Genomic DNA, 24,715 nt, shown 5'->3' with positions numbered 1-24,715 from the left:
CCCGGAGGACTTCATCAGACGCTCGGAGAGCTGAGAGACACGGGCGTGCAGCTTGATAGTAACGGCAGCGACTACGGCGCCCAAAGGCGATCATCGGTGGACGATCGGGTGACTGGTCGGGGTGGCGGGATTTGAACCCACGGCCTTCCGCTCCCAAAGCGGACGCGCTACCAAGCTGCGCCACACCCCGTCTGGTGCGACGAGTAGGGTACATGCCCCCGCGCGTTCCGGCCTCGGCATTTCCCGGGCGCGGTGCGGCGGGGCGCCGGCGGGGGCGGGGGTGTGCGGCGAGGGCCTCCGACCCGCTACGATGCCTGTCAGCGCCGTCGGCCACCCGGCCTGCGGCACGCGTGTGCGGGCGTAGCTCAATGGTAGAGCCCCAGTCTTCCAAACTGGCTACGCGGGTTCGATTCCCGTCGCCCGCTCGGTACGGCTCAGGGCCAGGCAGAGGTTCATCCTCCGCCTGGCCCTGATCGGTTCCCGGGGTCCGGATCGGTCGGCCGTGTCCCCCGCGTGCCCCTCGGGCTCTCGATCCTTCTCGGTCCTGCCTTCCCCGGCCTCCTCCTTCTTCCGGCCCTCATCCGGCCCTGCCGACGAGGCCGGACGCGGCATCCGCGAAGGCCGGACGCGGCATCGACGACAGGGCCGTCACCGGCGACAGGGCCGTCACCGCCACGCTTCGGCCGGGCGGTTCGGTCACCGGGCAGGTCCCGGCCGGCCGGCCGTGGGGCTCGTGCTCGTGCTCGTGCTCCCGGTCGGACGGTAGCGGCCGCGGGCCCTGCGCTCAGCCGGTGGGGAGGGAGGCTGCTCAGCCGTTGGGGAGGGAGGCGCGCAGGGCGCGGGCGGTGGTGGCCGGGTCGTAGCCGTCGGGGACGCCCTCGACCAGGATGATGTCGCCGTCGATGTGGCGGGTGCGCAGGGGGGCGATGGCGCGGTAGACGGGCGAGTCCCACCAGGCGCGGGCCTCGGCGGGGCCGGGGAAGCCGATCATGACCACGTGACCGGGCCAGGCGCCCTCCTTCACCTCGTGCGCGGTGCCGTGCACCAGGAAGCGCCCGCCGTACGGTTCGAAGGTCGCCGGGATGCGCTCGATGTACTCGGCGATCTCCGGGTGCGGAGCGGCCTCCTGGAGACGGGCGATGACGTAGGCGGGCATGGGCCGGGTCCTTCCGGTCGGTCGGCTGCGTACGGCCGAGCGTGCCGGTCCGGCGCCTGCCGCGTCGATGACCCCGGAGGTAAGGACGGCGGCGGGGCCCGCGCCGCGGCGGGCCGCCGGTGACCGTCCGTGGGCCGTCGGGCCGTCCGTCACCGCGGGGCGGGGGTCCGCGCCACGGGCCGGGTCAGAAGCTGATGGAGTTGATCGTCTCGGCTATCGAGTTGAGGAACCGGTTGATGGACGGGGCCATGCCGGTGGAGGCGAGGAAGAAGCCGAAGAGGATCGCCACGATCGCCGGGCCCGCCTTGATGGAGCCGCCTCTCATCAGCACCACAAGGATGATTGCCAACAGCAGCACCACTGACAGTGAAATGGCCACAACTGATCACACCCTCGATCGGTCCGCACACTCCCGGCCCGGGGCACGCGACCCCGCGCACCCCGCCAGAACCATCGTGCCACCAACCAGGCCGCCCTATGCGGCAGGTGACGCATCATCCGCCCCGCGGGGGCCACGGACGCCCGGAGGGACCGCCCGCAGGGGCCGGACGACGGGGCGGGCGGCCACGTGAACGGCGCGGCGTCGCACGGTAATTCGAAGGCCCACCCGGACCGGGAATTCGGCAGCATCGTTTCACATTCCCCACACCTCGTTCGCAGTCAATTCGAATTGCGGTCACGCGTGTTCCCGCTCGTCCGCCGAAAGGTCGGGAAGTGGACCGAAGCGATCGTTCCGTTGGGGGCGGTCTGCCCCACCTGTGCCCCCTTCGACCCGGATGAATCCAGACAAGAGGGGCGCAGGTGGTGCACAGGTCCCGTACCGGAACGGCCCGTTGAGGATGTGTCGGCCGTCACGCGTCCGGGGGCGTCGGCATTACCGAATCCGGGGTACCCGGAGTGATTACCGGTAATGACGTCGGGCGTTTTACGAGTACGAGCGGACAACGCTAGGGTGCCTCAGATGTTTCACGCTGCCTCGTCCCCCGCAAGCGCAGCGAGCTTCCCGTTCCTGACCCCGAGTTCTCCCAGGGAGGGTCAGTGACGACCTCGCCGCGACCGAACGGCAACCATCGCGGTACGCCACTCCCCCCGGACCGGTCCCCGGCGTCCGGGGTGCCGAGCCCGCCCTCCGTGCCCGAGGCCGAGCGGACCGCGCACCGCACGGCCGCCCCCGCGGGCAAACGGCGTGACGCGTTCTTCGACAACGCCAAGTACCTGGCCATCGTGCTGGTGGCGGTCGGACACGCCTGGGAGCCCCTGAAGGGCGACAGCCGGTCCCTCGAGGCCGCCTACATGGTCGTGTACGCCTTCCACATGCCGGCGTTCATCCTCATCTCCGGCTTCTTCTCGCGCAGTTTCGACATGCGCCCCGACCGGCTGCGCCGGCTCATCACCGGTGTCGCCGTGCCGTACATCGTCTTCGAGACGGCGTACCCGCTGTTCAAGCGGTTCGTGGACAACGACCCGCAGCAGGAGATCAGCCTGCTCGACCCCTGGTACCTGACCTGGTTCCTGTGCGCCCTGTTCATCTGGCGGCTCACCACGCCGATCTGGAAGATGGTGCGGTACCCGCTGCCGCTGGCCCTGCTGGTGGCGGCGCTGGCGAGCGTCACCCCGGAGATCGGGGACGACCTGGACCTCCAGCGGGTGCTGCAGTTCCTGCCGTTCTTCGTGCTGGGGCTGTGCCTGAAGCCGGAGCACTTCCACCTGGTGCGCCGCCGGTCGGTGCGGATCGCCGCGGTGCCGGTGTTCGCGGCCGCGCTGGCCTTCGCCTGGTGGGCGGCTCCGCGGATGAACACCGGCTGGTTCTACCACCGTGACTCCGCGCAGGAGCTGGGTGCGCCCTGGTGGGCGGGCCCGGTGATGGTGCTCGCCCTCTTCGGGTGCTCGCTGGTGCTGACCGCCTGCTTCTTCGCCTGGGTGCCGGGCCGGCGCACCTGGTTCACCGCGCTCGGCGCGGGCACCCTGTGCGGCTACCTGCTGCACGGGTTCGTGGTGAAGGCCGGCGACTACCGCGGCTGGTTCGAGGTGTCCGTGCTGCAGGGGCCGACCGGTGCGATCCTCGTCACCGTGCTGGCCGCCGCGATGGTGACGCTGCTGTGCACCGCTCCGGTGCGGCGGGTCTTCCGGCCCGTGATGGAGCCCGCCATGGACTGGGCGTTCAAGCGGGACCGGGCCGAGCCGGCGCGCGAGCGGGGGCAGGACGCGCCCCGGGAGACGCGCGAGAAGGTCTCCGCCTGAGCCGGGCCGTCACCGGCCCACGCTTCGTCCGGCCCCTGCGCTCGGCCCGTCCGGCCGCCCGAGCGCGGGGGCCGCGTCACGCGGTGCCCCGTGTCACGGGCGGTTGCCCGCCAGGCCGAGGAGTGCGCGCATGCGCGCGTACTTCTCGGTCAGCCGTGTGCGGGTGGGCCCGTCCAGCACCGCCAGCCGGGCCGGGTCGGCGTTGTGGGCCAGGTCCGCCTCCTTGACCAGCAGCGCGCCGGGGGTGGCCAGGATGCGGGCCGCGTACGCCTCCGGGGGCTCCCCCGCGCGCTTGGTGACCGCGCGCACGATGTCCTTGGTCCGCTCGCTCAGGGCGGCCCAGGCCAGCCACTCCCGCGACAGCCGGTCGTCCTCGACCGCGTCGTGCAGCCAGGCCGCCGCGATCTGCGCGGTGTCGCCGCCGCGCGTGCGGACGCCGTCGGCGACGGCCGCCAGGTGCTCGGCGTAGGGGCGGCCCGCCTTGTCGGTCTGGCCGTCGTGCGCGGCGCGGGCGACGGCCTCGACCTCGGCCAGGGACAGGTACGGCGACGGGCTGCTGCGCGGTGTCTCGGTCACGCGATCAGTGTGCACCGCTCCCGGCGCCCCGCGGCGGGCGGCCGCCCGGCCGGCCCTGCGCGTCCGCGGGCGAACCGCCCGGCCCGGCGGGGCCGGCGGCCGCCGACCGGTGGGCGGCGGTGGCCGGCCGGTGGTCAGCGGTGGGCGGCCGTGGGGCCCTCGCGGCAGATCAGCAGCAGGGCGCGGTCGTCGTTGACGTCCTTGGCGACGGCCTCGATGAGGTGCCAGGCCGCGCCGTGGAAGCCGCCGGCGACGTAGCGGTCGGCCTCGCCGGTGAGGCGGTCGATGCCTTCGACGATGTCCCGGTCGGAGGTCTCCACCAGGCCGTCGGTGAACAGCATCAGCACGTCACCGGGGCGCAGGGAGCCCTTCACCGGGTCGAACTGGGCACCGTCGTACACGCCCAGCAGCGGGCCGTCGGCGGCCTTCTCCTCCCAGCGGCCGGTGCCCGCGCTGAGCTGGAGGCCCGGCGGGTGACCGGCGGTGTACAGCTCGTAGTCGCCGGAGTCCAGGTCCAGGACGAGGTGGATGGAGGTGGCGAAGCCCTCGTCCCACTCCTGGCGCAGGAGGTAGCCGTTGGCGGCCGGGAGGAAGGCGTGCGGGGGCAGGCTGCCCAGGAGGCCGCCGAAGGCGCCGGAGAGCAGCAGGGCGCGGGAGCCGGCGTCCATGCCCTTGCCGGAGACGTCGGTGAGGACGACCTCCAGGGTGCGGCCGCCGTTGGTGCGGGCCGCGACGACGAAGTCGCCGGAGAAGGACTGGCCGCCCGCGGGCCGCAGGGCCATCTCCTGGTGCCAGCCGCCGGGCAGGGCCGGGAGCTGGCTCTGCACCCTGATGCGCTCGCGCAGGTCGAACAGCATGGTGCCGCCGCGCCGCCAGGGCACGCCGACGCGGCTGCGGAACTGCGCGACGAGCAGGCCGAAGAACCCGCAGGCCGCGACGGTCAGGACGACGCCCGGGGTGACCCGGGCCGCGCCCTCGGTGTACGGGCCCAGCTGGACGGCCTCCACGATGAGCGCGGTGGCCGCGACGGCGTACAGGCCGAGCAGGCTGGCCGGGCGGAGCAGCAGCCCGCCCGCGACGATCGGCAGGACCAGGGCGGCCGGCGGGCACCAGACGGAGTTGGCGAGCGTGCCGGCCGTGAACAGCGGGATGGTCAGGAGCAGGCCCGCCAGGGCGACCCAGTCCGACCCGTTGCCGCGGAAGTAGTCCACGGCGGCCCGGCGCACGCCGACGCGGGCCCGGTGCCACTGCTTCTTGCACCGTGCCGTGAACGTCTCGGCGGCCGCGCGCCGTTCTCGTCCTGCTGCCATTGGTTCGGGACCCTATCGATCGGACCGGCCGCTTGGCACGGGAGGTCCTGGTTGTCCCCCGTAGCGGGGACCGCTTCACAGTGAACTTCACCGGACGGCGTCGCGGGGCCGCCGGGCGGAAATTGCCTCGCTCCGCCGTCGTCGCGGCTGGTAGGCATGGCGCATGCAAAGCGAACGGACGAGCACGGCGGACACGGCGGACACGGCGGGCGGACCGCGGGTGCTGCGGCAGGACGAGTGGGACCGGTGGTACGGCACCCTCGTCCTCGCCTTCGGCGGAGCGCCCGAGTCCGACGAGGAGACGGAGCTGTGGAAGGCGCTGACCGAGGTCGACCGGTCCATCGGCCTGTGGGACGGCGAGGCGTGCGTGGCCACGGCCGGCGCGTTCTCGTTCCGGATGACCGTGCCCGGTGGGACGGCCGTGCCGGCCGCGGGCGTCACCATGGTCGGCGTGGCACCCACGCACCGGCGGCGGGGACTGCTCACGCGGATGATGCGGCGGCAGCTGGACGACGTGCGGGCCTGGGGCGAGCCGCTGGCGGTGCTCACGGCCTCCGAGCCGCCGATCTACGGCCGGTTCGGCTACGCGGCGGCGACCCAGCAGCTGGGCGCCACGATCGACACCAGCAGGGTCAGGCTGTCCGTTCCGGACGGCACGGACGGCGTACGGCTGCGCTACGCGGATCCCGTCGGTGTCCTGGACGCCTGTGAGGCGCTCTACGCCCGGCTGGTGCCGCTGCGGCCGGGCATGCTGGCCCGCGGACCCGGCTGGGAGCGGTTGCCGGTGCTGGACCCGCCGGGCGACCGGGCGGGCGGTTCGCCCCTGCAGTGCGTCGTCGCCGAGCGGGACGGGGAGACGGTCGGCTACGCGCGCTTCCACGTGAAGCCGGAGTGGGCTCCGGCCGGGCCCGCCGGCACGGTGGTGCTGCGGGACGTGGCCGCCCTGGACCCGGCGGCCGACGCGGCGCTGTGGCGGTTCCTGTTCGACATCGACCTGACCTCGTCGCTGGTGGTGCGGAACCGGCCGGTCGACGACGCCTGGCAGTACCTGGTGTCCGACACCCGGCGCTGCCTGCCGACACTGCGCGACGGGCTGTACGTGCGGCTGGTGGAGGTGGGGGACGCGCTGGCGGCGCGGACCTACCAGGCGCCGGTGGACGTCGTGTTCGAGGTCGAGGACGACTTCTGCCCGTGGAACGCGGGGCGCTGGCGGCTCAGTGGGGACGCCAAGGGGGCGTCCTGCGAGCGGACCCAGGACGCCGCGGATCTCGCCCTGTCGGTACGGGAGTTGGGAGCGGCGTACCTGGGTGGCGTGAGCCTGGCGGCGTTGGCGCGTGCCGGCCGGGTGCGGGAGCTGCGGCAGGGCGCGCTGGCGGAGGCGTCCGTCGCGTTCGGCGCCACCACCCCCTGGCTGCCGCACGGCTTCTGAGCGGCGGCGGGGGCCGGACCGGGGCGCCGCACGGCTTCTGAGCGGCGCCCGTGTGGCGAGGTCCGGGGCGGGGCACGGCCCGGGCCCGCCCCCTTGCCGGGGAAGCCGGGCACACCGGGTCTTCCAGGGCCTCCCGGGCCGTCGGGGCCGCGTCGGGGCGGCCGGGCTGTCCGAGGGCGGGACGGGAGCCGGAGGGCGCCGTCAGGCCCGTTGGCAGCCCGGGCACCAGAAGAGGTTGCGGGCGGCCAGTCCGGCCGTGCGGATCTCCTCGCCGCAGACGTGGCAGGGCCGGGCGGCCCGGCGGTAGACGTAGACCTCGCCGCCGTGGTCGTCGACGCGCGGCGGGCGTCCCATGGCCTCCGGGGTGTGTTCCGGGCGCACGGTGTCGATGCGGTTGGTGCGCACGCCCTCCCGCATCAGCACGGCCAGGTCGGCCCAGAGCGCGTCCCACTCGGCCGGGGTGATGTCCCGGCCCGCGCGGTAGGGGTCGATGCCGTGCCGGAAGAGGACCTCGGCGCGGTAGACGTTGCCCACGCCCGCGATGACCTTCTGGTCCATCAGCAGCGCGGCGATCGTCGTACGGCTGCGGCTGATCCTGCGGTACGCGGCGGCCGGGTCGGCGTCCGGGCGGAGCGGGTCGGGCCCGAGGCGGTCGTGTATCGCGCGCTTCTCGGCGTCCGTGACGAGGGCGCAGGTGGTGGGGCCGCGCAGGTCCACGAAGCCGCGGTCGTCGGCGAGACGCAGGCGCACGGTGTCGGTGGGCGGCGGCGCGGGGGCCGGCCCGAAGGCGACCTTGCCGAACAGGCCGAGGTGGATGTGGACCCAGTCGGTGTGCTCCGGCGCTGGGTCGCGGAAGCCGAGGAAGAGGTGCTTGCCATGGGCGTCGGCCGAGTGCAGGGGGCTGCCGTCGAGCAGGGCGGCCGCGTCGCTGAACTTGCCCTGGGGACTGGTGACCCGGAGCGGGCCGCGGCCCGCGAAGGCGGCCGCGTAGTCCTCGGCCAGCCGGTGAATGGTGTGGCCCTCCGGCACGGCGTCCTCTCTCTCGGCCGGTTCCGTCTCGACCGGACGGCTGGTGGCCGGCCCGCCCGTCCGCCCCGCCGGAGCCTGCTGTCCCCGGCGGGCGGCACGCGGCCCGGCTGCTGCTCGGTTACTGCTGCGGGTGGTGGGCGGGGATCGGGGGGAGGTCGCCGGTGGTCTCGTAGGCGGAGAGCATGTCGATCCGGCGGATGTGGCGCTCGTCGCCCGAGAACGGCGTCCCCAGGAACACCTCGACGAACTTCACGGCCTCGTCGAGGCTGTGCATGCGCGCCCCGACCGCGACGACGTTGGCGTTGTTGTGCTGGCGGCCCAGAGCGGCCGTCTCCTCGCTCCACGCCAGGGCTGCCCGCACGCCCTTGACCTTGTTGGCGGCGATCTGCTCGCCGTTGCCCGAGCCGCCGATCACGATGCCGAGGGCGTCGGGGTCCGCGGCCGTGCGCTCGGCGGCGCGCAGGCAGAAGGGCGGGTAGTCGTCCTGGGCGTCGTGGATGTGGGGCCCGCAGTCGACGGGCTCGTGGCCGGCGCCCTTGAGCCACTCGACGAGGTGGTTCTTGAGTTCGTATCCGGCATGGTCGGAACCGAGGTACACGCGCATGGACAGAGTGTGACACGGCGACCGCCGAGGGGCGGCGCGGGGTGGATACGCCGGCCGCGCACGGAGGCGCGCAGGGGCCTCACGGGGAGCGGCATTCGCCGGCCTCGGCGGACCCGGCCGGCCCCCTTGCCCTCGCCGGCCCGCGCGGCCAGCACGGGCCGGGTGGCACGACGAAGGCCCGTCGGCCGTACCCGGCCCACCGGGTACGGCCGACGGGCCTTCACACCTCGCGGCGGTCGCCGCGGCGAGCGCACGGCCTGGCGGTCGTGGCCCTCGGCGGCGGTGGCGGGCGGCGCGGTGGACGGGCCGCCGTGGCCGTCGGTCAGCGCTTGTCGGCGAACTTCCAGGCGGTGGGCAGCAGGCCCATGGCCAGGGCGGCCTTCAGGGCGTCGCCGATGAGGAAGGGGGTGAGGCCGGCCGCGATGGCGGCGGAGGCGGACATGCCGGTGGCGAGGGCCAGGTAGGGCACGCCGACGGCGTAGATGACGGCGGAGCCGAGCAGCATCGAGCCGGCCGTGCGCCACACGGAGCGGTCGGCGCCGCGCCGGGCGAGGGCGCCGACCAGGGCGGCGGCGAGCACCATGCCGAGCACGTAGCCGAAGGACGGCATGCCGAAGCCGGAGGCGCCCTGGGCGAACCACGGCACGCCCGCGAGGCCGGCCAGCGCGTAGAAGGCGAGCGAGAGCACGCCGCGGCGGGCGCCGAGGGCGGTGCCGACGAGCAGCGCGGCGAAGGTCTGGCCGGTCACCGGAACCGGGGAGCCGGGGACGGGCACGGCGATCTGCGCGGCGACGCCGGTGAGGGCGGCACCGCCGAGGACCAGGGCGGCGTCCCGGACACGGGAGGCCGGGAGCAGGTCGGCGAGGACCAGTCCGGGGCGGGCGGGGGTGGCGGCGGCTGTGCTCATCGGGACTCCGCGGGGTGAGGGCAGTTGGGGACACCGTGACGCTATCCCGGCCCGCTCGCGCCGATCACCGTCAGCGGTCGACAAAGGCGGGACCACGGGGTTGGTGGGCTCCTGACAAAGTAGGCGGGTCACACCTCACGGGAGGTGACCCCGGTCACTGAGGCACCGAGGCTTCTCTCACCCCCGCGCGGGGCGCGGGCGTCTGTAGGGTTTCGCCAATCGGGCCGCCGGGGGCCGGACGGTACCGGGCGGGACCGGCCCGCGCCGCCGCCCGCGGTCCCCGCACGGCAGGTCATGGGGCGGGTACCGAGCGTGCGCCGGGTGTCCGTATCGTGGGCGGTCGCCGCCCGGCGGGTGTCCCGGCACCCAGACTGGCGGCGTTTTGCCGGGCGCCGTCCACGCGGGAAGCCGCACGTCCCGCCGCACACGCGGAGGGACCCCACGCCTCGCCGCGCACGCGGGAAGGCGGGGCAGTCCCGCCGCCCGCCGCGGAGGGGCCGTACCGTCCCGCCCGCGGCCGGCCGCCCGTTCCGCACGCCCCCCACGTCTACGCATTGGACGAACCACGTGTCCAACACCTCCCTGACCAAGCCGCCGCAGCCGGACGGCACCTCCCTGTCGCACGGCCTGAAGCAGCGTCATCTGTCGATGATCGCCCTCGGCGGAGTGATCGGCGCCGGGCTGTTCGTCGGCTCCGGCGCGGGCATCGCCGCCGCGGGGCCGTCGATCGTCCTCGCCTACACCCTCTCCGGCCTGCTGGTGATGCTGGTGATGCGGATGCTGGGCGAGATGTCGGCCGCGTATCCGTCGTCGGGTTCGTTCTCGGCGCACGCCGAGCGGGCGATCGGTCCGTGGGCGGGGTTCACGGCGGGCTGGTCGTTCTGGGTGCTGCTGTGCACGGCGGTCGGCCTGGAGGGCATCGGCGCGGCGAAGATCGTCACCGGCTGGCTGCCCGGGACGCCCGAGTGGGCGTGGGTGGCGCTGTTCATGGTGGTGTTCTGCGCGACGAACCTCGCGGCCGTGAAGAACTTCGGCGAGTTCGAGTTCTGGTTCGCGGCCCTGAAGGTCGGCGCCATCACGCTGTTCCTGGTGCTGGGCGTGCTGGCCGTGGCGGGCGTGCTGCCGGGCACTGACTCGCCGGGCGGCTCGAACCTCACCGAGCTGCTGCCGAACGGCGCCGAGGGGCTGGTGATCGGGCTGCTGGCGTCGGTGTTCGCATACGGCGGCCTGGAGACGGTGACGATCGCGGCGGCCGAGTCGGAGAACCCGGTGCGGGGCGTGGCGAGCGCCGTGCGGACGGCGATGTGGCGGATCGCGCTGTTCTACATCGGCTCCATGGCGGTCATCGTCACCCTGGTCCCCTGGGACTCCCCGGCGGTGGTCGAGCACGGCCCGTACGTCGCCGCCCTGGACCGGCTGGGCATTCCGGGCGCCGGTCAGCTGATGAACGTGGTGGTGCTGGTCGCGCTGCTGTCGGCGATGAACGCGAACATCTACGGCGCCTCCCGGATCGGCTACTCGCTGGTGGAGCGCGGGCAGGGCCCGAAGGTGCTCGGCCGGGTGTCGGGCGGAGTGCCGCGGGTGGCGGTGCTGGCGTCCTCGGTCTTCGGTTTCCTGTGCGTGCTGCTGAGCTACTGGCGGCCCGACGACGTGTTCTCCTGGCTGCTGAACATGATCGGCGCGGTGATCCTCATCGTCTGGATCTTCATCGCGGTGTCGCAGCTGCGGCTGCGGCGCCGGACGGAGCGGGAGGCTCCGGAGCGGCTGGTCGTGCGAATGTGGGCGTTCCCGCTGCTGACGTGGGTGGCGCTGGCCGGTATGGCGGCGGTGTTCGTGCTGATGGCCCGGGAGCCGGACACCCGCGTGCAGTTGTACTCGACGGGCGGCATGACGCTGTTCCTGTCGGCCGTGGGCTACGCCTGGCAACGGGCGCGCGCCCGCGCCTGAGCGCTCCCCCTCCGACCGAAGCCCTCGCGGACACGCGGGGCACGCCGCAGGCCCTCGCGACCCGACGGCCTGCCGAGGCCCTCGCACCCGGGGGCCCGGCGAAGGCCCTCGCGGACACGCGGGGGCCTTTTCCTGTGCCCGGGGACACACGCGGACCCTTCTGCTGTTAGCGTGCAGTTGCAAGCTCTTTGCAATAAGAGGTTCGGAGGGGAACCCCACATGCCCGTGTACACGCTGCCCGACCTGCCCTACGACTACGCCGCGCTGGCCCCCGTCATCAGCCCCGAGATCATCGAGCTGCACCACGACAAGCACCACGCCGGCTACGTCAAGGGCGCCAACGACACGCTGGAGCAGCTCGCCGAGGCCCGGGACAAGGAGTCCTGGGGCTCGGTCAACGGGCTGGAGAAGAACCTGGCGTTCCACCTCTCCGGGCACATCCTGCATTCGATCTACTGGCAGAACATGACCGGCCCGAAGGAGGGCGGCGGCGAGCCCCTGGCGCAGGACGGCGTGGGCGAGCTGGCCGACGCGATCACCGAGTCCTTCGGCTCCTTCGCCGGTTTCAAGGCGCAGCTGTCCAAGGCGGCGGCGACCACGCAGGGCTCCGGCTGGGGCGTGCTGGCGTACGAGCCGCTGAGCGGGCGCCTGATCGTGGAGCAGGTCTACGACCACCAGGGCAACGTCGGCCAGGGCGCCACCCCGATCCTGGTCTTCGACGCCTGGGAGCACGCCTTCTACCTCCAGTACCGGAACCAGAAGGTCGACTTCATCGAGGCCATGTGGCAGGTCGTCAACTGGCAGGACGTGGCCCGGCGCTACGAGGCCGCCAGGTCCCGCACCGACGTCCTGCTGCTCGCTCCCTGAACGGACGGCGCCGCCGCCCGTCCCCCGACGGGAGCCACGAGCGTCCTGCCTCGTGATCGTCTTCTCACCGTTCACCCGGCAGGCGGAAAAGAGGGAAGCCCCCGCGACGACGTGAGTCGCGGGGGCTTCCTGCTGCGGGCATCCCGGGGCAGAGTGGGGCGATGCCGACACCGAGAACCATGAAACTGCCCTGCTGGACGTGCGGAACGGAGCAGCGGCACCGTCAGCTGACCCGTACGGAGCAGGACTGGCTGAAGGAGCGGCTGGGCCGCGCGGGGGTCAACGAGTTCTGGCTCTGCGAGAACGTCCTCGACGCGGACACCGGCCGGCAGTGCCGCAACCTGCGCACCGGATTCGTCATGAAGCCGTTCCCCAAGGCCGTCCGCGCGCCCGTCCCGGAGTGACCGGAGCAGGGCGGGGCGGCCTCCGGGCGGCGCCGTCGCGCCGTGCGCGCCCCGCCCGGACGCCGGCCGCGCTCCGGGGCGACGGGGTCACAGGTTGCTGAAGTCGGGCCCCTTGGTGCGCGAGCGCTTGATCTCGTAGAAGCCGGGGACCGAGGCGACCGCGACGGTGCCGTCCCACAGGCGGCCGGCCTCCTCGCCCTGCGGCGCCGGGGTGACGACCGGGCCGAAGAAGGCGATCTGCTCGCCATCGGGGCCGGGCACCGCGATGACCGGGGTGCCGACGTCCTGGCCGACCTTCTCGATGCCCTCCTTGTGGGAGGCGCGCAGCTGCGCCTCGTACGGGGTGGCGTCCCAGTGCTCCATCAGCGACCCGGGCAGGCCGACGTCCTCCAGGGCGGCGGCGACGGTCTCCTTGCCGGGGCCCTCGTCACGGTTGTGGATGCGGGTGCCGAGCGCGGTGTACAGGTCGCCGAGGACGCCGGCCCCGTGCTCCTCCTGCGCGGCGATCACGATCCGGACCGGGCCCCACGCCTTGGTCTCGAGCAGCTCCCGGTACTCCTCCGGCAGCTCGTCCAGCCGGTCCTCGTTCAGCACGGCGAGGCTCATCAGGTGCCAGCGCACCTCGATGTTCCGTACCTTCTCCACCTCCAGCACCCAGCGCGAGGTCATCCAGGCCCAGGGGCACAGCGGGTCGAACCAGAAGTCGACGGGGGTGGGGGTGGACTGCTCGGACATGTCGCTCCTCACTGCGAAGGGGGTGCTTCCCCGGGGAACACCGGGGCGGCCCCCGGGCATTCCCGGCTGCCCGGCGACAGGGGCGCATGGCAGGATCGGTCCTGTTCAGCCATGTCGACGACGCATGAGGAGTGCCACCCGTGCCCGGTGAGAATCTGACCCGCGACGAGGCCCGGGAGCGGGCCGCCCTGCTCTCGGTCGACGGGTACGAGGTGTCCCTCGACCTGCGCTCGGCGACCGGGGACGCGGGCGGCGACGGCCCCCGGACCTTCCGCTCGGTCACCACCCTGCGGTTCCGCTGCGCCGAGCCGGGCGCGAGCAGCTTCGCGGACCTGATCGCCCCCCGGGTGACGGCCGTGTCGCTCAACGGGCGGGACCTGGACCCGGGCGAGGTCTTCGACGGCACCCGGATCCTGCTGGAGGACCTGGACGCCGACAACGAGCTGATCGTCGACGCGCAGTGCGCCTACTCCCGCACCGGCGAGGGCATGCACCGCTTCGTCGACCCCGAGGACGGCGAGGTGTACCTGTACACCCAGTACGAGCCGGCCGACGCCCGCCGGGTCTTCGCCAACTTCGAGCAGCCCGACCTGAAGGCCCCGTACCGCTTCGAGGTGCGCGCGCCGGAGGGCTGGACGGTGTGGAGCAACGGCGCCGGCGAACAGACCGACGGGGTGTGGCGGTTCGCCGAGACCAAGCCGATCCCGACGTACATCACCTGCGTCGTCGCCGGCCCGTACCACTACGTCACGGACTCCTACGAGCGGGTCTTCGACGACGGCACCCGCCTTCGGATCCCGCTCGGCGCGATGTGCCGCAAGGCGCTGGCACCGCACTTCGACGCCGACGACGTGTTCCTGGTGACCAAGCAGGGCCTGGACTTCTTCCACGACCACGTCGACTACCCGTACCCGTTCGGCAAGTACGACCAGGCGTTCGTGCCCGAGTACAACCTGGGCGCCATGGAGAACCCGGGGATGGTGACCTTCCGCGAGGAGTTCATCTTCCGCGGCAAGGTCACCCAGGCGTCGTACGAGGGCCGGGCCAACGTCGTCCTGCACGAGATGGCGCACATGTGGTTCGGCGACCTGGTCACCATGGAGTGGTGGGACGACCTGTGGCTGAAGGAGTCCTTCGCGGACTTCATGGGCGCGTTCGCGCTGGTCGGCGCCACCCGCTTCACGGACGGGTGGATCACCTTCGCCAACCGCCGCAAGGCGTGGGCCTACCGCGCCGACCAGCTGCCCTCCACCCATCCGGTCACCGCCGACATCCGCGACCTGCAGGACGCCAAGCTCAACTTCGACGGCATCACCTACGCCAAGGGCGCCTCCGTGCTGAAGCAGCTGGTGGCGTACGTCGGCCAGGACGCGTTCCTGGAGGGCGCCCGGCGCTACTTCAAGCGGCACGCGTACGGCAACACGCGCCTGAACGACCTGCTGTCGGTGCTGGAGGAGACCAGCGGCCGGGACATGGCGGCCTGGTCGCGCGGCTGGCTGCAGACGGCCGGCGTCAACTCCCTCACCCCGCAGGTGCTGCTGACCGCCGACGGCCGGATCGACGAGCTGGCCGTGGTGCAGGAGGCCGCCGAGTCCCACCCCGAACTGCGCCCGCACCGGGTGGCGATCGGCCTGTACCGGCGCACCGGCTCCGGCACGCTGGAGCGGTACGCCCGCGCCGAGGCGGACGTGGACGGCGCCCGCACGGTCGTCGGTGAACTCGCCGGGGCCGAGGCGCCGGAGCTGGTCCTGGTCAACGACGACGACCTCACCTACTGCAAGATCCGCTTCGACGCGACCTCGCTGGCCACCCTGCGCGAGCACCTCGGCGCGCTCACCGACCCGCTGGCCCGTGCCCTGTGCTGGTCGGCGCTGTGGAACATGACCCGCGACGCGCTGCTGCCCGCGCGGGACTTCATCGGCCTGATGCTGCGCTTCGCCGGGCGGGAGACCGACATCGGCGTGCTCCAGATGCTGCACGCCTGGGCCGAGTCGGCCCTCGTCCACTACACGGCGCCGGCCCGGCGGGAGGAGGCCGGTCTGCGCCTCGCCGAGGGGGCCCGGCGCGAGCTGCAGAGCGCGGGGGCGGGCAGTGAGCAGCAGCTGGCCTGGGCGCGCTTCTTCGCCTCGGTGGCCTCCTCGCCGGGTGACCTGCAGCTGCTCCAGGACCTGCTGTCCGGCACGGCCACGGTCGACGGGCTGGACGTCGACCAGGAGCTGCGCTGGGCGTTCCTGGAGCCGTTGGCCGCGCACGGCGTCGCGGACGAGAAGGCGCTGGCCGAGGAGCTGGCCCGGGACGACACCGCCTCCGGCAAGCGGCACCAGGTCCGCTGCCTGGCGGCCCGGCCGTCGGCGGAGGTCAAGGCGCGCTGCTGGGAGCAGGTCGTGGAGTCCGACGCGCTGTCCAACGCGCTGGTGGAGGCCACGATCGCGGGCTTCGCCCGGCCGTCCCAGCGCGACCTGCTCGCCCCGTACGCGTCGAAGTACTTCGCGGCGATCGAGCGGGTGTGGGCGGAGCGGTCGATCCAGATCGGCATGGACGTGGTGCGGGGGCTGTTCCCGTCGTACCAGGACTCGCCGGAGACGCTGGCCGCGACGGACGCCTGGCTCGCCGCCCACGAGGACGCCCCGCCCGCCCTGCGGCGCCTGGTCCTGGAGGCCCGGGACGACCTGGCACGGGGCCTGCGGGGCCAGCGGCGGGACGCGGAGGCCGGCTCCGGGTCCGACGGGGACGGTGCGGAGGTCTGACGAGGATCGCGTGGAGGCCTGACGAGGACCGGGCTATGGGCCGGACCTCGCTCTGCGCGACCGTTACGAACTTCAGGCAATCATGGCCGTAACCCCTGGTCCGCACCCGAATGGACCAGGGGTTTTCGGCATCCGAACACGCGTCCTTTAGTGCAGGCTTGTCCCTGTTTGTCGACGGACGTGTAACACGCGTTCGCAGGCCGCCGGGGCACGGGAAATTGCCGGGCATGACCCACAACACCCCGCTCTCCCCCCGCCCCCTGCACCACCTCGCTGACGTCCGCCGCCGGGTGCTGACCACCGCCCAGCTCCGCGCGCACGGCGTGTCCGCCGCCGAGACGAACGAGCAGTGCCGTCCCGGCGGTTCCTGGCAGCAGCTCCTCCCCGGTGTCGTCCTGCTCCACCCCGGGCCGCCGACCAGCGAGGAGCGGCTGCACGCGGTGCTGCTGTACACGGCGCGGGAGCGGTCCGTGAGTGTCCCCGTCCAGCCCGGCCGGGACACCGCGCCCGCCTCCCCCTACGGCGAGGCGATGATCACCGGACTGGCCGCGCTCACCCTGCACGGCTTCTGCAGCACCCCTCCGCTGCCCTCGCTGGACGCCTTCGACGTCCTGGTGCCCCGGTTGCGCCGCCTGCGCTCCACGGGCTTCGTCCGCATCGTCCGCACCTCCGTGCTGCCGGCCGCCGAGCAGGTCACGGGCCTGCCGGTGGCCCCGGTGGCGCGGGCGCTGGCCGACGCGGTGTCCCGGCTGGACGACGCCGTGGCGGTGCGCCGACTGCTGACCGAGGCGGTGCGCGGCGGCCACTGCGACGCTGCGTCGGTGGTGCGGGAGCTGACGCGGGCGCGGCTGCTGAACCGGCCCCACGTGGTCGACGCGGTGGACACCCTGGTGGCGGAGGGCCGGGCGGTCGCGGAGGACCGCCTGTACGCGATGGTGCGCGAGCAGAGCCTGCCCGACCCGCTGTGGAACGTCGACCTGCGGCTGCCCGGCGGCCCCCACCTCGGTGGTCTCGACGCCTACTGGCCGGACCAGGCGGTCGCGGTCGAACTGGACACCCGCACTCCCCGCCACGACGACGACGTCCTGTGGTCGGAGCACGCCCGCAAGCGCGAGGTCCTGGAACGCCTCGGCATCACGGTGGTGCACGTCACCCCGCGCAAGCTGCGCGACGCCCCGGACCAGCAGGCGGCCGTGGTCCGCACCGCCCTGATGGCGGCGCCGGACCGCGAGCCGGCCGCCTATGTCGTGGTGCTGCCCCGGTAGGGGGCCGGAGCAGCACCCGCGAGGAGGGGAGCGGAGGGGCCGCCGGACACACGGCGGCCCCTCCGCGCGTCCGGGGGCGCGAACCCCCGGCACGCGCAGGGCGCTCCGGCCTGACGCGCAGAGGGGCGCGGGCCTGGTCCGCGGAGGAGACGCGTGCCCGGCACGGATGGGCAACGGCCCCGGCGGAGGGAGGCGGGGCGCGGGGCCCGGGGCCCGGTCAGTCAGTCGAGGGCGGGGGTGACCCGTCCCGCCGCCGGGCGTTCCCGCCACAGGTCCAGGGCGATGTCGACCATGGGGACGTGGACCAGTCCGGGGACGGCGTCCAGGGGGTGCCAGGCGGCGAGTTCGGTGCTGCCGCCGACCTCGTTGCGCAGGTCACCGCCGGTGATCCGCCCCTCGTAGACCAGCTGGACGGCGTGGTGGTCGGCGGGGCGGCCGAGACGGCGGGCCGGGAGCGTGCGGCGGAAGGACTGCACGCCGAGCAGGCCGGTGACCTCGATGAGGTAGCCGGTCTCCTCCTCGACCTCCCGGCGCACGGTGTCGTAGGGGTCCTCGCCGTGCTCCATGCCGCCGCCCGGCATGACCCACTCGGAGGGCCCGCCGGGCACGGGAGAGCGGGCGAGCAGGAGCTGTCCGTCGCGTACCACCACGGCGTAGGCCGCCACCCTCAACGTCTTGCGCACTCAGGGACATTAGCGCCGGACCGGGCGATTCGGCAGGTGGATTTCCGGGCGGTCCGCGCGCCGGGGCGGTGCTGCGGAGGCGAGGGCGACTTGCCCGCTTGAGGGGACAACACCCCATAAGCGCATCGGGGGTTTTCCCCATACATCCATTTCGTTTTCGGTCAACCCTCCCCAAACACCAGCCCCTTGCGACAGGCTCTGCGATCGTCCGGGTTCCTGTTCCGGACGTTCGCGACCAGGGCGGATCGGCTCGGGTCGCTCCACGATCGTTCCTTTACTTACAAGGGATGCCGATGACCCATTCCCCTCAGCGCGACTCGATATCGGGCGCACGACGCGTCGCCCGCATCGCCGTGGCAGCCGGCCTGGTCGCCGCGCTGTCCGCGGCCGGGCCGATCCCCCTGGCCCTCGCCGCCGACGCGCCGCCCGCCGCCCCGGTCGACGGGGACGTCAAGTCCGCGCCCGACAAGCTGGGGTCGAAGGACGCCGACCTGCTCGCCGAGGCGAAGGCCGAGGGCGCCAAGCACGTCACGATGATGATCGCCACCGCCCCCGGCAAGACCCAGCAGGTCGCCGAGAAGCTGGACGCGGTCAAGGGCGGCTCGGTCGGCGTGACCCACGACAAGCTGGGCTACGTCCGGGCCACCGTCCCCACCGCCAAGGCGGACGCGGCCATCGCCGCCGCGGCCAAGCTCTCCACCGTGCACGGCATCGACCTGCGCGAGGAGATCCCGCTGGACGACCCGACCCCGAGCGCCGACACCACCAAGGGCGCCAAGGGCAAGGGCGGCAAGGGCACCTACCGGGCACCGGACAAGCGGACCCCGGCCAAGAACCCGTACAACCCGTCCTTCGAGACCGGTGCGGTCGACTTCGTCAAGGACAACCGCAAGGCGGACGGCCGCGGCGTCACCATCGGCATCCTGGACTCCGGCGTGGACCTCGGCCACCCGGCGCTGCAGAAGACCACCACCGGCGAGCGCAAGATCGTCGACTGGGTGACGGCGACCGACCCGATCGTGGACAACGACCGGACCTGGCGCCCGATGGTGTCGTCCGTGTCCGGGCCGAGCTTCAGCTACGACGGCAAGTCCTGGAAGGCCCCCGCCGGGGACTACCGGATCAGCACCTTCCTGGAGTCGTACACCATCGGCGGTGACGCGAACGGCGACACCAACCTCGACGGCGACACCACCGACTCCTGGGGCGTCCTCTACGACGCCGAGGCCGGCACGGTCCGCGTCGACCTGAACAACAACCAGGACTTCTCGGACGACACCCCGATGAAGCCCTACAAGGACAAGTTCCACGTCGGGTACTTCGGCACCGACGACCCGAAGACCGACGTCGCCGAGCGCCAGCCGTTCGTCGTGGAGATCCGCAAGGACGTCCCGATGGACCCCTACGGCGGCGACTGGGTCGGCAAGAAGGCCGACTTCGTCAACATCGGCCTCATCGAGGGCTCCCACGGCTCGCACGTGGCCGGCATCACCGCCGCCAACGGCCTGTTCGGCGGCAAGATGAACGGTGCCGCGCCCGGCGCGAAGCTGGTCTCCTCCCGCGCCTGCACCTGGTCCGGCGGCTGCACCAACGTGGCGCTCACCGAGGGCATGATCGACCTCGTCGCCAACCGCGGCGTCGACATCGTCAACATGTCCATCGGCGGCCTGCCGGCGCTCAACGACGGCAACAACGCCCGCGCCGAGCTGTACAGCCGGCTCATCGACACCTACGGCGTCCAGATCGTCATCTCCGCCGGCAACTCCGGCCCCGGCGCCAACACCATCGGCGACCCGGCCCTGGCCGACAAGGTCATCTCCGTCGGCGCCTCCGTCTCCCGCGAGACCTGGGCCGCCAACTACGGCTCCGTGGTGCGGAAGAAGTACGGCATGATGCCCTTCTCCTCGCGCGGTCCGCGTGAGGACGGCGGCTTCACGCCGACGCTGGTCGCCCCCGGCGCCGCGGTCAACACCATCCAGACGTGGTCCGCGGGCGCCCCGGTCGCCGAGGCGGGCTACGACCTCCCCGCCGGCTACGGCATGCTCCAGGGCACCTCGATGGCCTCCCCGCAGGCCGCCGGCGCCGCCGCGCTGCTGCTGTCCGCCGCGAAGCAGAAGCGCATCGACCTGACGCCCGCGAAGCTGCGCACCGCCCTCACCTCCACGGCCGAGCGCATCAAGGACGTACAGGCCTACGAGCAGGGCGCCGGCCTCATCGACATCGAGGAGGCCTGGGACGCCATCCGGGACGGTGCCACCGCGCACACGTACACGGTGAAGGCGCCGGTCGACACCGCGATCGACCAGTTCCTGAAGACCCCCGGCTTCGGCACCGGCCTCTACGACCGCGAGGGCGGCCTGAAGGTCCGCCAGAAGAAGACGTACGACATCACGATCACCCGTACGTCCGGCCCGGACCGTGCGATCAAGCACGAGCTCGACCTGGAGAACAACGCCGACCGCACCTTCCGCATCGTCGGTGACGACGAGGTGCGGCTGCCGCTGAACAAGCCGGTGACCGTCAAGGTCCAGGCGCACCCGAAGTCGGCCGGCCTGAAGAGCGCCATCCTCGAGGTCGACGACCCGCGCACCGAGGGCGTGGACCACCAGGTCCTCAACACCGTCGTCGTCTCGGCGCCGCTGAAGTACACCTTCGCGGCGTCCGGCAAGGCCCAGCGCAACGACACCACGTCGTACTTCGTCACCGTGCCCGAGGGCGCGAAGACGCTGGAGATCGCGATGAGCGGCCTGAAGGCCGACAGCCAGACCCGGTTCATCGCCATCCACCCGTACGGGGTCCCGGCCGACCCGACGTCGACGATCAACTGCTACCCGAACTACAGCAACCCGGCCAACACCTGCCGCCCCGACGTGCGCTCCTACGCGGACCCGCAGCCGGGTGTCTGGGAGATCGAGGTCGAGTCGCGCCGTACCTCGCCGCTGCTCGACAACCCGTACAAGCTGGACGTCGCCGTCCTCGGCGCGGCCTTCGACCCGGAGACCGTGACCCTGCCCGAGGCCAAGGCCGGCGAGCCGACCGACGCCTCCTGGAAGGTGACGAACCGCTTCGCCGCCCTGGACGGCAAGCTGGTCGGGGGCCCGCTCGGCTCCGCCAACACCGACCGGCCGTCCATCAAGACCGGTGACACGCACACCACCACGGTCGAGGTGCCCGCGGGCGCCGCGTCCCTGGACGTCGCCATCGGCAACGTCACCGACACCGCCGCCGACCTGGACCTGGCGGTCTACAAGGACGGCGTCCGCGTCGCCCAGTCCGCCGACGGCGACTCCGAGGAGTCGGTGTCCATCGCCGAGCCGGCCGCCGGCACGTACACCGTCGAGGTCGTGGGCTACTCCGTCCCGGCCGGCACCGCGGAGTACGACTACCGGGACGTGTTCTTCTCCGACACGCTCGGCACCGTCACGGTCGACGGCTCCGCGCCGGTGAAGCTGGGCACGGGCGGCACCGCCACCGTCTCCGGCACCGTCACGGCCGAGGCCGAGGCGCCGGAGGGCCGCGAGTTCTTCGGCCGCGTCCAGCTGGTCAACGCCCGCGGCACGGTCGCGGGTGCGGGCAGCGTGACGATCGAGAAGGTCATCCCGTAACGGCGGTACGCCGCCACGGGTGAGGGGCGGGTGTCCGGGACCACCGGGCACCCGCCCCTTCGTCGTGGGCGCCCTTGCTCCCGGGCCCGCCGTTCCCCGGTCCTCTGCTCGCCGTTTCCTGCCCGGCGCCGCCTACTCGCACGCCAGGCGGTTCGCCTCCGGCAGCGCGCTGGTGATCCAGGTCCGGGTGAGGGCGATGTTCTGGACGCCGGTGACGACGAGATCCGGCCGGTCGCCCTCCCGGGGCAGGCCGACGAGCAGCCGGTCGCCCACGGCGGGGGCCGACGACCCGGCCGTCCCGTGGAGGAACGTGACGGTCGTCGCCTCCTCCCCCGCGTGGACCCGGGTCACGGTGAGCGTGATCCGCTGCTCCTCCGATCCCGGCACCGGCCGGGTCGCCGTGACGACGCCCTCGGCCACGAGCCGGGCGCAGGCCAGCCACCGGGGATCGCCGATGGGGGCCCTCTCATCGGCCCTCTCGGACTTCGCACCGTCCTCACCGGCACCCGCGTCGTCCCGGCCCGCCGCGGGGGCCCCGGCGTCGGCACTCGACGTCTCCTGGCCCGCACCGGGCTGGACCACGAGCCACCCCAGCCCCGTCACGACGGTCGCCGCGGCGGCCACTGCCAGCGTTCCCAGGGCGACCCGGAGGGACCGCCGACGGCGCCCGGGGCCGTCGCCCCGGCCGGGTCCACGCGATCCGCGGGGCACGCGCGAGCGGCCCGGCCCGGTGCTTCCGCCGGGGCCGGCGGGGGTGGAGAGCCCGGCGGGTCTGGTGGGGGTGGGCGCTGGGCCGACCGGGACCGTGTCCTCGGCGACCGTGTTCTCCGCGTTCCCGGCCGCTGCCCCGTCGCCCGTTCCGGTGTCCGGTACCGCGTCGGACGGCTCGGCTACCGCGTCGGACGGCGCGGCGAGCGCCTCCCCGAGGAACGCCAGCTGCTCCCGGAGCACCGCCAGGTCGGCCACGGCCGCCTCGTGTTCCGCCATGAACGCCGGGTCCCGCCGGTCGTCCTCGGACGGCGCCTCGGCCAGGATCGCGGCCATGAGGGGGTCGGCGGAGCCGTGCCGGAGGGCGCCTCCGTGTCCAGCGGCGTCGCGGGCGGTCTGGTCGTGGCCCGCCTGAAAGCCGCCGTCGGCGTCCACCCGGTCCTCGGGGGGACGGTCCTCGTACGTCCGGTCGTCGCAGGGGCCCTGACCGTGAGTGCCGTCCGGGCGAACGGCGTCCCCGTGGATGTCATCCCCGCGCTTGCCGTCGTCGTGGGCGGTCATGTCACACCACCTCGTCCTCGTGCAGGCGGGCGCGCAGGGCCCGTACCGCCGTGTGCAGCCTGCTCTTGACCGTGCCCTCGGGGACGCCGAGCTGGTCGGCGATCGACCGCACCGGCAGGTCCGCGTAGAAGCGCAGCACGACGACCTGACGCTGGGCGTCGGTCAGCGCGTCCAGGCCGCGGGCGACGGCGAGGGAGAGCAGGCTGTTCTCCTCACCGGAGGGCGCTTCCGCCGGGCGCAGCGCGGCCAGGCGTTCGCCGAGGCGTTCCTGGCGCCGCTTGGCCCGGTGCCAGTCCATGGCGAGGTTGGAGGCGACCACGGCCGCCCACGCCGACACGTCCCGGGGGGCCTCCCGTCCGCTCGCGGCCCGTTCCAGCAGCCGCAGGCGGACCTGCTGCACCCCGTCCGGCAGGTCTGCCTGCGGCACCCCGCCCAGGGCGAGCACCGCCCGTACCCGGCGCTCCTGCGCGGCGTCCAGCGGATCGTCGCCCGCGGCGGGGTCCGTCCCCCGCCCGCGCCGGGCCCCTGTGCGCAGCACTGCCCCACCCCCCTCACGCTGTTTCCCCTACGACGCCGCTGCCGCCCGGAACGTTCGCCCGGACCCGCGGGAGCCGGCCGAGGCGTACGTCACACCGCACCGAGGCGTACGTCACACCTTCGTGTGGGCCGGGCCGGGTTGGGCAGGGGACCTTGCGGCCCATGCCCTCCGGCGGCTGAATTCCTGCAGTTCAGGAGGGTGGCGGCCGGAGGTCCGCAACCGGTCGCCGACCGGGTCCACCGCCGGAGCCGTCCCAAAGGGCGGGCAGAACGGCAAAGAATTGGACAGTCGGGCCGGGGTCGGCCGCATGATGGATGAGCCTCGGCCAGGCATTCAGGTACGCAACAGGACGCAGTAGGGAGTCGTCGTGAGGGTCGGAATCGTCGGAGCCACCGGACAGGTGGGCACGGTCATGCGCGGGATCCTCAAGGAGCGCGACTTCCCGGTCACCGAGCTGCGGCTGTTCGCGTCGGCCCGTTCGGCGGGCACCGAGCTGGACGGCGTCACGGTGGAGGACGCGTCCACCGCCGACTACTCCGGCCTCGACATCGTGCTGTTCTCCGCGGGCGGCGCGACCTCCAGGGCGCTGGCCGAAAAGGTCGCCTCGCAGGGCGCCGTGGTGATCGACAACTCCTCCGCCTGGCGCAAGGACCCCGAGGTCCCGCTGGTCGTCTCCGAGGTGAACCCGCAGGCGATCGCCGACCGTCCCAAGGGCATCATCGCCAACCCGAACTGCACCACCATGGCCGCCATGCCGGTCCTGCGTCCGCTGCACGCCGAGGCGGGCCTGGAAGCACTGGTCGTCGCCACGTACCAGGCCGTGTCCGGCTCCGGTGTCGCGGGCGTCGAGGAGCTGCACGGCCAGGCGCGGAAGGTGATCGACGAGGCCGACAAGCTCGCCCACGACGGCGCGGCGGTCGACTTCCCCGAACCGTCCGTCTACGCGCGCCCCATCGCCTTCAACGTGCTGCCCCTCGCCGGGAGCATCGTCGACGACGGCCTGAACGAGACCGACGAGGAGCAGAAGCTCCGCAACGAGTCCCGCAAGATCCTGGACATCCCGGAGCTGAAGGTCTCCGGCACCTGCGTCCGCGTCCCGGTCTTCTCCGGTCACTCCCTGCAGATCAACGCCCGCTTCGCCCGCCCGATCAGCCCGGAGCGCGCCACCGAGCTGCTGGGCGACGCACCCGGCGTCGTCCTCAGCGACATCCCGACGCCGCTCCAGGCCGCCGGCCAGGACCCGTCGTTCGTCGGCCGCATCCGCCGCGACGAGACGGTGGACAACGGCCTGTCGCTGTTCGTCTCCAACGACAACCTCCGCAAGGGCGCCGCGCTGAACGCCGTCCAGATCGCGGAGCTGGTGGCTGCCGAGCTGAAGGGCTGAGCACCGCACCGGCGTGAGC

The 24,715-nt window shown here is 73.2% G+C and carries 20 protein-coding genes and 2 tRNA genes; 10 read left to right on the top strand and 12 right to left on the bottom strand.

What is annotated here, in order from left to right; genetic code table 11:
• Window positions 1-113: 113 nt before the first annotated feature.
• Window positions 114-190, bottom strand: a tRNA-Pro gene (locus tag ACSU53_RS20770).
• 164 nt (window positions 191-354) lie between these two features.
• On the opposite strand from ACSU53_RS20770, the gene ACSU53_RS20765 reads away from it, so the two are divergent.
• A tRNA-Gly gene (locus ACSU53_RS20765) sits at window positions 355-425 on the top strand.
• 383 nt (window positions 426-808) lie between these two features.
• Here the strand turns inward: ACSU53_RS20765 and ACSU53_RS20760 are convergent.
• Window positions 809-1,156 carry a DUF1330 domain-containing protein gene (locus ACSU53_RS20760; protein WP_437029852.1) on the bottom strand — a complete coding sequence of 116 codons (348 nt, stop codon included), beginning with the start codon at window positions 1,154-1,156 and terminating at the stop codon, window positions 809-811.
• A gap of 184 nt (window positions 1,157-1,340) precedes the next feature.
• Window positions 1,341-1,535: a hypothetical protein gene (locus ACSU53_RS20755; protein WP_362089755.1), complete on the bottom strand. Its 195-nt coding sequence runs from the start codon at window positions 1,533-1,535 to the stop codon at window positions 1,341-1,343.
• Window positions 1,536-2,194: 659 nt separating this feature from the next.
• On the opposite strand from ACSU53_RS20755, the gene ACSU53_RS20750 reads away from it, so the two are divergent.
• Window positions 2,195-3,397, top strand: coding sequence for an acyltransferase family protein (locus tag ACSU53_RS20750; protein WP_437029850.1), 1,203 nt, complete (start codon window positions 2,195-2,197; stop codon window positions 3,395-3,397).
• A gap of 93 nt (window positions 3,398-3,490) precedes the next feature.
• Here the strand turns inward: ACSU53_RS20750 and ACSU53_RS20745 are convergent, their stop codons facing one another.
• Together ACSU53_RS20745 and ACSU53_RS20740 are read right to left on the bottom strand one after the other, a co-directional pair.
• A complete protein-coding gene (locus ACSU53_RS20745) occupies window positions 3,491-3,973 on the bottom strand; it encodes an HD domain-containing protein (protein WP_437029848.1) in 483 nt (160 codons plus the stop codon).
• Between the two features lie 134 nt (window positions 3,974-4,107).
• Window positions 4,108-5,283, bottom strand: a complete 1,176-nt coding sequence (locus ACSU53_RS20740; protein ID WP_437029846.1) for a PP2C family protein-serine/threonine phosphatase — start codon at window positions 5,281-5,283, stop codon at window positions 4,108-4,110.
• Window positions 5,284-5,446: 163 nt separating this feature from the next.
• Here ACSU53_RS20740 and ACSU53_RS20735 point away from each other — a divergent pair, with 163 nt between their 5' ends.
• Complete coding sequence (locus ACSU53_RS20735) at window positions 5,447-6,712, top strand: GNAT family N-acetyltransferase (RefSeq protein ID WP_437029844.1); 1,266 nt, start codon at window positions 5,447-5,449, stop codon at window positions 6,710-6,712.
• Window positions 6,713-6,913: 201 nt separating this feature from the next.
• On the opposite strand, the gene ACSU53_RS20730 is transcribed toward ACSU53_RS20735, so the two are convergent.
• From ACSU53_RS20730 to ACSU53_RS20720, 3 genes are all read right to left on the bottom strand, one after another.
• The gene (locus ACSU53_RS20730) at window positions 6,914-7,741 is read right to left on the bottom strand and encodes an Fpg/Nei family DNA glycosylase (protein WP_437029842.1); all 828 of its coding nucleotides are present in this window, start codon (window positions 7,739-7,741) and stop codon (window positions 6,914-6,916) included.
• 118 nt (window positions 7,742-7,859) lie between these two features.
• The gene (locus ACSU53_RS20725; protein ID WP_437029840.1) at window positions 7,860-8,345 is read right to left on the bottom strand and encodes a ribose-5-phosphate isomerase; all 486 of its coding nucleotides are present in this window, start codon (window positions 8,343-8,345) and stop codon (window positions 7,860-7,862) included.
• Window positions 8,346-8,667: 322 nt separating this feature from the next.
• A complete protein-coding gene (locus tag ACSU53_RS20720; RefSeq protein WP_437029838.1) occupies window positions 8,668-9,252 on the bottom strand; it encodes a biotin transporter BioY in 585 nt (194 codons plus the stop codon).
• Window positions 9,253-9,819: 567 nt separating this feature from the next.
• Here ACSU53_RS20720 and ACSU53_RS20715 point away from each other — a divergent pair.
• The 3 genes from ACSU53_RS20715 (at window position 9,820) to ACSU53_RS20705 (ending at window position 12,470) form a co-directional block, all read left to right on the top strand.
• Entirely contained in the window at window positions 9,820-11,199 is a 1,380-nt protein-coding gene (locus ACSU53_RS20715) for an amino acid permease (RefSeq protein WP_437029836.1), read from the top strand.
• A gap of 219 nt (window positions 11,200-11,418) precedes the next feature.
• Window positions 11,419-12,066 carry a superoxide dismutase gene (locus ACSU53_RS20710; RefSeq protein WP_437029834.1) on the top strand — a complete coding sequence of 216 codons (648 nt, stop codon included), beginning with the start codon at window positions 11,419-11,421 and terminating at the stop codon, window positions 12,064-12,066.
• A 161-nt stretch (window positions 12,067-12,227) separates the two neighbouring features.
• Window positions 12,228-12,470 carry a hypothetical protein gene (locus tag ACSU53_RS20705; protein WP_362089777.1) on the top strand — a complete coding sequence of 81 codons (243 nt, stop codon included), beginning with the start codon at window positions 12,228-12,230 and terminating at the stop codon, window positions 12,468-12,470.
• Window positions 12,471-12,557: 87 nt separating this feature from the next.
• Here the strand turns inward: ACSU53_RS20705 and ACSU53_RS20700 are convergent, their stop codons facing one another.
• A complete protein-coding gene (locus ACSU53_RS20700; protein WP_437029833.1) occupies window positions 12,558-13,205 on the bottom strand; it encodes a mycothiol-dependent nitroreductase Rv2466c family protein in 648 nt (215 codons plus the stop codon).
• A 140-nt stretch (window positions 13,206-13,345) separates the two neighbouring features.
• On the opposite strand from ACSU53_RS20700, the gene pepN reads away from it, so the two are divergent.
• Window positions 13,346-15,952 (top strand): aminopeptidase N, encoded by a 2,607-nt coding sequence (pepN, locus tag ACSU53_RS20695; RefSeq protein ID WP_437029831.1) that lies wholly within the window; start codon window positions 13,346-13,348, stop codon window positions 15,950-15,952.
• 227 nt (window positions 15,953-16,179) lie between these two features.
• Window positions 16,180-17,217 (top strand): hypothetical protein, encoded by a 1,038-nt coding sequence (locus ACSU53_RS20690; protein ID WP_437029829.1) that lies wholly within the window; start codon window positions 16,180-16,182, stop codon window positions 17,215-17,217.
• Window positions 17,218-17,438: 221 nt separating this feature from the next.
• Here ACSU53_RS20690 and ACSU53_RS20685 read toward each other — a convergent pair whose 3' ends face one another.
• Window positions 17,439-17,900: an NUDIX hydrolase gene (locus tag ACSU53_RS20685; RefSeq protein ID WP_437029827.1), complete on the bottom strand. Its 462-nt coding sequence runs from the start codon at window positions 17,898-17,900 to the stop codon at window positions 17,439-17,441.
• 293 nt (window positions 17,901-18,193) lie between these two features.
• Here ACSU53_RS20685 and ACSU53_RS20680 point away from each other — a divergent pair, with 293 nt between their 5' ends.
• Window positions 18,194-21,505 carry a S8 family serine peptidase gene (locus ACSU53_RS20680; protein ID WP_437029825.1) on the top strand — a complete coding sequence of 1,104 codons (3,312 nt, stop codon included), beginning with the start codon at window positions 18,194-18,196 and terminating at the stop codon, window positions 21,503-21,505.
• Between the two features lie 132 nt (window positions 21,506-21,637).
• Here ACSU53_RS20680 and ACSU53_RS20675 read toward each other — a convergent pair whose 3' ends face one another.
• Together ACSU53_RS20675 and ACSU53_RS20670 are read right to left on the bottom strand one after the other, a co-directional pair.
• Window positions 21,638-22,774: a hypothetical protein gene (locus ACSU53_RS20675; protein WP_437029823.1), complete on the bottom strand. Its 1,137-nt coding sequence runs from the start codon at window positions 22,772-22,774 to the stop codon at window positions 21,638-21,640.
• Between the two features lies 1 nt (window position 22,775).
• Window positions 22,776-23,312: an RNA polymerase sigma factor gene (locus ACSU53_RS20670; RefSeq protein ID WP_382965028.1), complete on the bottom strand. Its 537-nt coding sequence runs from the start codon at window positions 23,310-23,312 to the stop codon at window positions 22,776-22,778.
• A gap of 367 nt (window positions 23,313-23,679) precedes the next feature.
• Here ACSU53_RS20670 and ACSU53_RS20665 point away from each other — a divergent pair, with 367 nt between their 5' ends.
• Complete coding sequence (locus ACSU53_RS20665; RefSeq protein ID WP_437029821.1) at window positions 23,680-24,696, top strand: aspartate-semialdehyde dehydrogenase; 1,017 nt, start codon at window positions 23,680-23,682, stop codon at window positions 24,694-24,696.
• The last annotated feature ends 19 nt before the right edge of the window (window positions 24,697-24,715 follow it).

The organism is Streptomyces sp. enrichment culture, from assembly GCF_964273255.1.
In the GTDB taxonomy this organism is placed as follows: Bacteria; Actinomycetota; Actinomycetes; order Streptomycetales; family Streptomycetaceae; genus Streptomyces.
Note: the sequence above shows the minus strand (reverse complement) of the source record. Positions and strands in the feature narration are given on the sequence as shown.